The sequence below is a fragment of the Methylopila sp. Yamaguchi genome (genome assembly GCF_002897035.1).
GTDB lineage: Bacteria > Pseudomonadota > Alphaproteobacteria > Rhizobiales > Methylopilaceae > Methylopila.
In genome coordinates, this window is the sequence record NZ_BAUX01000011.1 from 151,670 (window position 1) to 161,366 (window position 9,697).

The 9,697-nt window shown below is 69.2% G+C and carries 8 protein-coding genes; all 8 read right to left on the reverse strand.

From position 1 onward, the window contains the following. Nucleotides 1-7: 7 nt before the first annotated feature. Complete coding sequence (locus METY_RS14185) at nt 8-2,710, reverse strand: bifunctional acetate--CoA ligase family protein/GNAT family N-acetyltransferase (RefSeq protein WP_103122033.1); 2,703 nt, start codon at nt 2,708-2,710, stop codon at nt 8-10. A gap of 1 nt (nt 2,711) precedes the next feature. Then, nucleotides 2,712-3,551, reverse strand: a complete 840-nt coding sequence (locus tag METY_RS14190) for a universal stress protein (RefSeq protein ID WP_103122034.1) — start codon at nt 3,549-3,551, stop codon at nt 2,712-2,714. 162 nt (nt 3,552-3,713) lie between these two features. Then, complete coding sequence (locus METY_RS14195) at nt 3,714-4,763, reverse strand: Ldh family oxidoreductase (protein WP_103122035.1); 1,050 nt, start codon at nt 4,761-4,763, stop codon at nt 3,714-3,716. Further along, a complete protein-coding gene (locus tag METY_RS14200) occupies nt 4,760-5,740 on the reverse strand; it encodes a phosphoglycerate dehydrogenase (protein ID WP_103122058.1) in 981 nt (326 codons plus the stop codon). Before METY_RS14200 ends, METY_RS14195 begins: the two co-directional genes overlap by 4 nt. 10 nt (nt 5,741-5,750) lie before the next feature. Beyond that, nucleotides 5,751-6,635 (reverse strand): dihydrodipicolinate synthase family protein, encoded by an 885-nt coding sequence (locus tag METY_RS14205; protein WP_103122036.1) that lies wholly within the window; start codon nt 6,633-6,635, stop codon nt 5,751-5,753. A gap of 93 nt (nt 6,636-6,728) precedes the next feature. Beyond that, nucleotides 6,729-7,718 (reverse strand): Bug family tripartite tricarboxylate transporter substrate binding protein, encoded by a 990-nt coding sequence (locus tag METY_RS14210; protein WP_103122037.1) that lies wholly within the window; start codon nt 7,716-7,718, stop codon nt 6,729-6,731. 59 nt (nt 7,719-7,777) lie between these two features. Beyond that, nucleotides 7,778-8,908: an iron-containing alcohol dehydrogenase gene (locus tag METY_RS14215; protein WP_103122038.1), complete on the reverse strand. Its 1,131-nt coding sequence runs from the start codon at nt 8,906-8,908 to the stop codon at nt 7,778-7,780. Further along, the coding region (locus METY_RS14220) for an IclR family transcriptional regulator (protein ID WP_103122039.1) at nt 8,905-9,697 on the reverse strand (793 nt) is incomplete at its 5' end. The genes METY_RS14220 and METY_RS14215, both read right to left, overlap by 4 nt.

Genomic DNA, 9,697 nt, shown 5'->3' on the forward strand with positions numbered 1-9,697 from the left:
GCCGAAATCAGGCAATGGAAGTTGCGCGACCCCTTTCGCACTCCTGGCTGACGTTAAGAGAAAATATAGTCGAAGCACCATCCTTTTCCGTCAGCGCCTCAAAGCCGAGCTCGCGGCACATCGCGGACATCTCGGCGTTTTCCCTGAGCACCTCTCCGCGCACTGTCGCCACGCCCTCCGCCTTCGCCCAGTCCAGCACAAGGCCCATGAGAGCCCAGCCGAGTCCTCGGCCCTTCAGATTGCTTCGAACAAGAATGGCGAACTCGCCGTCTGTTCGATCCCCGTTGCAATGGAGGCTGACGACGCCGGACGCTTCGCCTGCGGCATCGAGAGCGACGAAGGCGATGGCGCGCGCGTAGTCGAGATGGACGAGCTGCGTTAGAAACCCGTGCTCGAGATGGCGAACCGGCGCAAAGAAGCGCAGTCGGAGGTCGTTCGGCTCGACCGCCGCCAGAAACCGGCTAACGAGCTCTTCGTCTTCGGCCCGCAACGGCCGCACATCGTAGGCTGCGCCGGACTTCGTCTTAAGCGATCGCATCCAACCCGACGGATAGGGCCGGATGACCAGTCGGGACGCTCCGCCGGCTGCGATCGCGACGCGCGCGTCCACGGCCAGCACGCCCGCTTCGTCGGCCAGCAATGGATTGAGGTCGATCGACCGGATTTCCGGACAGGCGGAAGCAAGCTCGCCCAAGGCGATCAGCACCCCTTCCACGCCCGCCCGGTCGGCTGCGGCCACGTCGCGGTAGGCGGCGAGGGTCCGTCCGACATCGGTCTGATCGATCAGATCCCCGGCCAATGTCCGATCCAGCGGCGGCAGGCCGACCGCGGTGTCGCGGTAGATTTCCACGCCGACGCCGCCCCGCCCGAAAAGGATGACGGGACCGAACGTCGGATCGTCGGACAGGCCTGCGATCAGTTCGCGCGCGCCGGGGCGTCTGACCATGGGCTGCAAAAGGAAGTCTGCGTCTTCGGCGTCGGGTCGGGCCGCCCGCACCCTCGCCAGCATGTCGGCCGCCGCCCGAGCGACGGCGGCGGGAGTTTCGAGACCGAGGCGAACGCCGCCGACGTCCGATTTGTGGACGATCACCCGCGAACGGATCTTGAGGACGACGGCGTCCACGCTGCGCAGGATCTGGCGGGCGGCTGCGGCCGCCTCATCGGGGGTCGCCGCGGTCACGCTCTTGACGATCGGCACCCCGAACGCCTTCAGGAGCCGGCTCGCCTCGATCGGGTCGAGCCACGCGCGCCCAGCTGCGACGGCGGCGCGGACGCAGGCGATCGCCGCAGTGGTCGCAGGGGCGTCCGGAAGAACCGCCGAGGCGGGCGTAGCCTGCAGCGCAGCCTGCGCACGCCGGTGACGGGTCAGATAGCCAAACGCCGCGACGGCGTCGCTCTCGGTGTCAAAATGGGGAACTCTGGCTTCGGCGAAAAGCCGGTTGATCTCTTCGCCCGCTCCAAGCCATGAGGCCAAGACCGGCTTCGGAGGCGCGGAACGCTCTCTCGCCGCGGCGATCGTCGCGATGACGGCCCGCGCGGTCGCCTCCGAGGACGCCAGCGCCGTTGGAACGTCGAGGGCGACGACGGCGTCGACCTGTTCGTCTCGGAGCAGAGCGTCGAGCGCGCCGGCGAAACGCGCCGCATCGGCGTCGCCGATGACGTCGACAGGATTGGAGCGCGACCATGTGCTGGGAAGCAGTTGATCGAGCGCAAGCAGCGTGCGGGAAGAGATCGCGGCGACTTCCCCGCGAGCGTCGAGATGGCGATCGATCGCCAGGACGCCAATCCCGCCGCCGTTTGTGAGGATCCCCAACCGATCCCCCCGGTCGAACTGACCGCGACCGAGCGCCTCGGCGGCGACGAAAAGCTGATCCAGATCCAGAACCCTCAAAAGCCCCGCGCGTCGGAAGGCCGCGTCGTAGACGCCGTCGGCGCCCGCAAGCGCGCCGGTATGGGTGGCCGCCGCTCTGGCGCCTTCGACGTGCCGGCCTCCCTTGACCACGACGACCGGCTTGACGCGGGCGGCCGCGCGGGCGGCCGACATGAACTTCCCGGCGTCGGTGATGGCTTCGACGTAAAGCAGGATCGCGCGTGTCCGGCCATCCCCGGCGAAGTGGTCGAGGCAGTCCGCTACATCCACGTCGAGCGCGTCTCCAAGGGACACAACAGCGGAGAAGCCAAGGGCGCGTTTGGTCCCCCAGCCGACGAGGGCGGCGGCCACGGCCCCGGACTGGCTGACGAGGGCGAGATCGCCCTCCAGGCACGGGCCCGCCGAAAAACTCACGTTAAGGCCGGCCGGCGGCGCGAGGAGGCCAAAGGCGTTCGGGCCCAGAAGCCGCAGGCCATGCGCCTTGGCCGCCTTGGCGATCGCCTCGGATTGCGAGCCCGGGCCGCGTGACAGGCCGGCGGTGAGGATGACCGCGGCCCCTGCGCGGGCCGCCGCCGCGTCCGCGATCACGGCCGGCACCGCCGTCGGGGGCGTGCAGACCACGACGAGATCCACCGCCTCGCCGATGTCCGCGAGCCTTCGCAAGCACGCGGCGCCCGACACCGTCGCATGCTTGGGGTTGACCGCAACGATGCGGCCGGCGAAGCCGCCCGCGGCCAGATTGGCCATCACGGCCCGGCCCAGCGAGCCGGGGCGGTCGCTTGCGCCGACGACCGCGACCGAGGCCGGCCGGAAGAGCCGGTCGAGGCCGAAGCTGCTCATCTTAATGCGACATGAACAGGCAGTGTTTCGACGTCTCCAGGAGATCCCGCGTCACCCCGCCGAAGAGCCACTCGCGGGTGCGGCTGTGACCGTAAGCCCCCGCCACGATGAGGTCGGCGCCGATGTCGTCGGCTTGATCCATGAGGTCGTTCGCCACGGTCTCCAGCTGCCCGGAGTGGACCGAGGCATGGGCCCGCACGCCGTGCCGATCAAGCCACGCCGCCACGTCCTCAGCGCCGGCATCGCGAAGCGCCGGCGTCGCCGCGAGAATGACCACCTCGTTAGCCTTCTTCAGAATGGGAAGCGCGTCACGCACCGCCCGTCGCGCTTCTCGCGTGTCCTTCCATGCGACGACGACCTTATGGGCCGCGAGGTAGTCTTTTTCCGGCGGCACTACGAGGATCGGCCGGCCGCATTCCAGCGCGATCACGCCGGGGCGAACGCCCAGCGCCCCGTCCTGGACGTCATAGCTCGCGCGCCTGCCCACCACCACGAGGTCCGCGGCGCGCGTCTGCTCGATGAGAAACCGTTCCGGATCGGTGACGCAGGCGCGCCATTCAGCGTCGTTGCGCGAGCCGACGACCGCGTCGAAGGTTCGTCGCGCGGCATGCAGGTCTCCCTCGACGCGGCCCCGCTCTTCGTCGGACACGGACGCCGAGATATTGATGGCTCCGCCCGCATAGACTTCGAGCAGTTGCTGCTCGGCTGCGGCGCCGACGAAATAGGAGCCATACCGTTCCGCAAACTGAGCTGCGAGCCGCCCTCGCGCCTCGGCGTAGGGCGTAAGATCGAAGTGCACGAGAATGCTGGCGAAACCGGCGCCGGCTGGGGTGGAGTTCATGAGCCGCTCCTCCTGCGATCTGACGCACGAGCATCTGCAGATCGCTCCCCAGAGCCTTGATTTCGATCAAACCTCCCATGGCCGGCGCATGTCGGCGCCGCCCATCGGCCTTTAGGTGTCCCGATGAGGCCTGAAGCGACCCTGCGGCGAGCGTCCGACGCCTCAGATCGCGATCGGCGGTTGAACGCCGAGACGCGCGGCGTGCGGCTCCAGCGAAGCAAGGACGCCATCGTGGATCGCGACGCCGTTCGCGAGCGCCTCGCGCTTCCGCGTCAGCGCGGCTTCGCCCGGCAGCCGCACCGCGTTGACGCCCGGCCGCGGCGGGTTGGCGCGGCAGGCGTCCACGAGCCAGCCGGTCTGGCGCAGGAACCCATCCCGCCCGCCGAAGGCCTCGGGATCGTAGACCTGCACGGTCACCGCCGCGTTGGTGCCCTTCGGCGCGTCGGCGCGGCCGTATCCCGCCAAGCCCTGCGTCACGGCCTCGACGTGGAGCGCCATGCCGTAGCCCTTCTGGCCATGGTCCAGTCCGCCGGTCGGCAGCAGCGTGCCGCCCTCCTGCATGACCTTCGGGTCGCGCGACGGCTTGCCGTCCTTGTCCATCAGCCAGTCATGCGGGAACTGTTCGCCCGCCTTGATCAGCCGCTGGCTCATGTTGACGGTGGTGATCGAGGCCGAGATGTCGATCAGGATCGGGTCGCCCGGCGTCGGAATCCCGTGCGCGACGGGGTCGGGCGTGTAGAGCCCCTTCAGCCCGCCGAAGGGCGCGACCTGCGCGCCAGAGGGGCTGGAGCTGGCGATGGTGACCATCAATCCTTCGCTCGTCGCGATCGGCAGATAGGCCGCCAGGCAACCGATGTGGTGGCTGTCGCCGATGACGATCGTTGCCGCGCCGTGGGTCTTCGCGCGCTCGCAGCCGAGCTTCACCGCCTCCGCCGTCAGCCACGCGCCAGGCAGGCGTCGCCCGCGCCAGCAGACGACCGCGCCGCGATCGGACACGATCCCGGGCGCGCCGGCCTTGGTCATCACGCCGTCCGCAACTGCGTCGAGATACCAGCCCGCGAGCGCGAGGCCGTGAGTGGTGTGACCCATCAGGTCGGCCTCGACCAGATAGGTCGCGACCGCTTTCGCCTTGTCGGATTCGAGACCGGCGGCCGAGAACAGGGCCTCGGCGTACGCGACCAAGTCCTCGGCGCGGAAGCGGGGCGCCGTCATGCCGGCGCTCCCGCCTGCTGAAACACCTGGGGGTTCAGCACGCGGGTTGGGCGACCGCCGGCGAGCAGCGTCTCGATGTCCTCGATGTTCATGAGCCCGACGCGTTCGACCGACTCGACCGTGTCCGCGCCGGTGTGCGGCGTGAAGACGACGCGCGGCTGGCGGAAGATCGGGTGAGAGACGTCCGGCGGCTCGACCACATAGGCGTCGATCCCGGCCCCCGCGAGCTTCTTGGCGGTGAGCGCCGCATCGAGCGCGTCTAGGTCCACGACCTCGCCGCGGGCGAGATTGAGCAGGCACGCGGTCGGCTTCATGAGCGCCAGGCGCTCAGCGTTGATCAGCGCGGCGTTGTCCGCCCCGCCGAAGACGTGGAGCGAGACGTAGTCTGAACGCCTCAAAAGCTCGTCGAGCTCCACGATATCGACGCCGTTCGTCTCCGCGAAGCCTCGGTCGGGATAGAGGTCGGAGGCCACGACCTTCATGCCGAGACCTACGGCTTTCAGCGCGAGCGACCGGCCGATCGCGCCCAGGCCGACGATCCCGAGCGTCTTGCCGTCGATCTCGCTGCCGACGACGCGCTTCCAGCCACCGGTGACGACGCCCTGGTGGCCCGCCGGGATGTTGCGCGCGAGCGAAAACATCATGCCGACGGCGAGCTCCGCGACCGCGGCCGCGTTCGCGCCGGGCGTGTTGAGCACCGGAAGTCCGCGCGCCGTGCAGGCCGCGACGTCGATACTGTCGACCCCGACGCCGTGCTTCAGCACCGCCTTCAGTTTCGGCGCGGCCGCAAGCGTCTCCTCAGTCACCTTGACGAGGCCCGCGACCAGAAAATCGACGTCGGCGAGATGCTCCAAAAGACCCCCGTCCGGCTTCGTCATGTCGACGCAGCGGAGGACGGTCCAACCCTTCTGCGCGAGTTTGTCCGGGACGGCTCCGTAGCGGCCGAAGCCAGGCGATGTGGTGGCGACGACGGTCATCGGGTCCTCCTCAGGCGAGGCCATGAATCTTCAGCAGGGCGGCGATCTTCGCGTCCTGCTCAGGGCTTGGCGGCAGCGCCGGCTGGCGGCTCGCGCCGACGGAAGGGTCCATCAGGTAGAGCGAGCGCTTCACGAGCGCCGGCGGGTAGCCGAGCTTGTAGAGGTCGGTGCGGAAGGCCGTGAACTTCGCCTGCGCGGCTTCGGCTTTGGAAAGGTCGCCGGCGTTGTAGCCTTCGGCGATCTCCGCCAGCACCTTGGGCATGACGTTGCCGAGCCCGGAGATGCACCCCTTGGCGCCGTTCTGGAACGCCCAGAGCACGAGCGAGTCCGGGCCCGAGTAGACGTCGAAGGAGCCTTCCGTTTTGGAGACGCCGAGATAGGCCTCGAGCGTCGCCTGCTGGCCGCCGCTGTCCTTGATGCCTGCGATGTTGCCGTGTCGGGCGAGGACGCGCGCGGTCTCCGGCTCGATGTGGTTCTGGGTGCGGGCCGGGATGTCGTAGAGATAGATCGGCGTCTTCACGGCGTCGGCCACCGTCGAGAAGTGGCGGACCAGCCCGTCCTGCGTGCATTCGATGAAGAACGGGGTGATGACCGCGATCCCGTCGACGCCGATGCGGTCGAATTCCCGCGCGAGCTTCACCGTCTCGTAGGTCGCCGGCATGCCGGCGTTGACGATGACGCGCGCCCGGCCGCCGGCCTCATCCACGACCTCTTCGGTCAGCCGCACCTTTTCCTCGAAGGTGAGCGCGGTGAAGTCGCCGTTGGTGCCGGCGCACATGATGTTATTGCCCGCCTCGACCTGCCGGCGCACCTGCGCGCGGGTCGCGCGGAAGTCGATCTCCTCGGCGTCGCCGAAGCAGGTCACAAGGGCGACGAAGGTTTCGCAGGTGGTCATGGATCTCTCGGGGGCATTGAGGGCTCGGGAGGCGAAGACCGTCATCCCGGCGCTTTTTAGTCGGGATGACGGTCGTGGTTCAGGCGTCAGCCGTCACTCGGGTTTTACGCCGGCGGTTTCGATGACCTTGCTCCACTGCTGGGCCTCATCGCCGATCAGCTTGGCGAAGGCCTCCGGCGACGTGTGCATCGGCAGCACGCCGAGCTCCTCGAAGCGCTTCTGCGTCTCGGGTCGCTCCATGAAGGCGTTGATCTCCTTCGCGTAGGCCTCGATCAGCGGCTTTGGTGTCTTCACCGGCGCGAGGAAGCCGTGCCAGGCGACGGCCTGGAAGCCCGGCACTGTTTCGGCGACGGTCGGCAGGTCCGGCGCGACCTTGAGACGCTCGGCGGTCGCGGTCCCGAGCGCGACCAGTTTCCCCGACTTGATGTGCGGCCAGAGCAGCGGCGCGTTGTCGAAGGCGATGTCGATCTGGCCGGCGATCAGGTCCGGCATCATCTGGCTCGACCCCTTGTAGGCGACATGCGTCATCTTCGTGCCTGTGCGCTGCATGAAGAGCTCGCCGGCGAGATGCTGCGTGGTGCCGACGCCCGACGAGCCGAACGCGACCTTGTCGGGATTGGCCTTGAGGTAATCGATGAGCTCCTGAACGGTGCGGGCTTTGACGCGCTCCGGGTTCACAACCAGGAGGTTCGGCACGAGCGAGACCTGGGTGATGGGCGCGAGGTCGCGCAGCGTCTGATACTGGATGCGGTCCTTCAGCAGCGTCGGATGGATGGAGAGGTTCGAGGTCGAGGCGATCGCGATCACCGAGCCGTCGGCCTCGGAGCGCGCGAGCCGGCCGAGCGCAAGCGTGCCGCCGCCGCCGCCGATGTTCTCCGCCACGATCGGCTGGCCCGTGGCCTTGTTCAGGTGGTCGCCGATCATGCGGGCGAAGATGTCGGCGGTGCCGCCGGCGGTGAACGGCACAAGCAGCGTGATGGGCTTCGTCGGCCAGTCGCCCTCGGCCGCGGGCGCGGACGACGTCAGGGCGAGCGAGAGCGGCGTCGCGAGCGCGAGGCCCGCGATCAGCAGGGATTTCAGCATCGAGCGTCCTCCAGTTTCGATCGGCGGCCTGGCGGCCGCCTCGTGACGACGGCCGCTTCTCAGGCGGCCTTGGCGTAGATCGCGAGGATGTCCTCGCGGCTCATGTCGCGGGGGTTGTTGTCGAGCAACCGGCGGATGGCGTGGGCCTCCGTCGCCATGGTTTCGAAGTCGTTGTCCGGCACGCCGAGCGCGGACAGCCGCATCTCGACCCCGAGATCTGCGCAGAACCCGTAGGCGCCCGCGAAGGCGGCGTCGGGAGCGGTCGCGCCCTTCACGCCGAGCGCCTCGAGCACCAGACCGGTCTTCTGCGGAACGGCCGGCGCGTTGAACGCGAGCGTGTGCGGAAAAATGAGCGCGCAGGCGAGGCCGTGCGCGATGTGATGGCGCGTGCCAAGCGGATAGGCGACCGCATGGCCCGCGGTCGTGTTCACCGGCCCGAGGCAGAAGCCGCCGTAAAGCGAGGCGAGCGCCAGCCCGACGCGGGCCTCACGGTCCGACCCGTCGGCCACCGCGCGAGCGAGATAGCGGCCGACGAGCCGCGCGCCTTCGAGCGCGTAGACGTCGATGATCGGATGCGCCTTCTTGGAGGTGAAGGCCTCGACGCAATGCGCCATGGCGTCGACGCCGGTCGCCGCGGTGACGGACGGCGGAACCGTCATGGTGAGATCGGGGTCGACGATCGCGAGGTCCGCGAGCATGTGGCGGCTCTGGACCGCTAGCTTGTTCTTGGTCTCGGGGTCGGTGACGAGCGAGCGGGTTCCGCCCTCGGAGCCCGTGCCGGACGTGGTCGGGATCTGGATGAGCCCCACGGTGCGGCCCGACACTCTCTCCGGCCCGACGACATCCTTGAGCGTCTGACCCGAGCCGGGCAGCACGGCCACGAGCTTGGCGAGGTCCATGGCGCTGCCGCCGCCGAAGCCGATCACGACGTCGGGGCGGGCTTCGGCTGCGAGCGCCAGCGCCTTGTCAAGGTTCGGCGCGTCGGGCTCGGGCTTCACCTCGCCGAAGACCGTTGCGTCGCCGCGCAAGCCGAGCAGGTCGACGCGGGCGGCGTTGAAGGGATCGGCGACGACGAGCGGTCGCAAGTAGCCGCGCTCAGCCACATAGGCCCTGAGGCCGGCGAGCATGCCGGGCCCGAAGTCGATGCGCGCGGGGCGCAGAAGCTCGATCGGGGAGACGAGCGACGTCATGACCATCCTCCGGCGGGCGGGACGGCGATCGCGCCGAACGACCGGCGCGCGGCCTCCGAGAGCGCGCCTGCGATGCGAACCGCATGCGGCGCGGCGACGTCGACGAAATCGTCAACGCTCATCCGCTCGGCGCGGATCGTCAGGCTGACGCCTGCGACCGCGCGGCCCTCCGCATCGAATACAGGAGCGGCGACGGTGCGTAGCCCGTAGGCGTTTTCGCCGTCCGAGACCGCGAAGCCGCGCGCCCGCACCTCGTCCAGGCGCGCTGTCAGCGCGCCGAGGTCGATCAGCGTTTGCTCCGACAACTTTACGCGCGGGGCGGCGTCGAGATGCGCGATCTGCGCATCCCGCGGCAGATGGGCGAGGATTGCGTGGCCGAGCGCCGCGGCGTAGGCGCCGGTGCGGCTGCCCGGGCGGCGGCTGACCGGCTGCGGGCCGGACTGCTCGATCCGCGCGAGATAGACGACGTCGCCCTCGTGCAGGGCGCCGAACGAGGCGCTGTCGGAGATCGACGGCACGACGTCCGCGAGCAGCGGGCGGGCATGGAACGGCATGTCGCCCTGGTTGAGCGCAGTGAAGCCGAGCTCCAGGCATTTGAGCGTCAGGCGAAACTTCCGCGAGCCCGCGACCGGCGCGAGATAGCCGAGCGCGACAAGCGTATGAGCGAAGCGGAACGCCGCCCCCCGGTCGAGCCCAGCGCGCTTCGCGATCTCGGCGCCCGTCAGCTCGGCGGCGTCGGGGCCGAAGGCTCTCAGGACGGCGAACGTCTTGGCCACGCTGCCGACGAAA

Excerpts from the sequence above, each read along its gene's own strand:
- METY_RS14185 (WP_103122033.1), bottom strand. The coding sequence starts at position 2,710 with ATGAGCAGCTTCGGCCTCGACCGGCTCTTCCGGCCGGCCTCGGTCGCG.
- METY_RS14190 (WP_103122034.1), bottom strand. The coding sequence starts at position 3,551 with ATGAACTCCACCCCAGCCGGCGCCGGTTTCGCCAGCATTCTCGTGCAC.
- METY_RS14195 (WP_103122035.1), bottom strand. The coding sequence starts at position 4,763 with ATGACGGCGCCCCGCTTCCGCGCCGAGGACTTGGTCGCGTACGCCGAG.
- METY_RS14200 (WP_103122058.1), bottom strand. The coding sequence starts at position 5,740 with ATGACCGTCGTCGCCACCACATCGCCTGGCTTCGGCCGCTACGGAGCC.
- METY_RS14205 (WP_103122036.1), bottom strand. The coding sequence starts at position 6,635 with ATGACCACCTGCGAAACCTTCGTCGCCCTTGTGACCTGCTTCGGCGAC.
- METY_RS14210 (WP_103122037.1), bottom strand. The coding sequence starts at position 7,718 with ATGCTGAAATCCCTGCTGATCGCGGGCCTCGCGCTCGCGACGCCGCTC.
- METY_RS14215 (WP_103122038.1), bottom strand. The coding sequence starts at position 8,908 with ATGACGTCGCTCGTCTCCCCGATCGAGCTTCTGCGCCCCGCGCGCATC.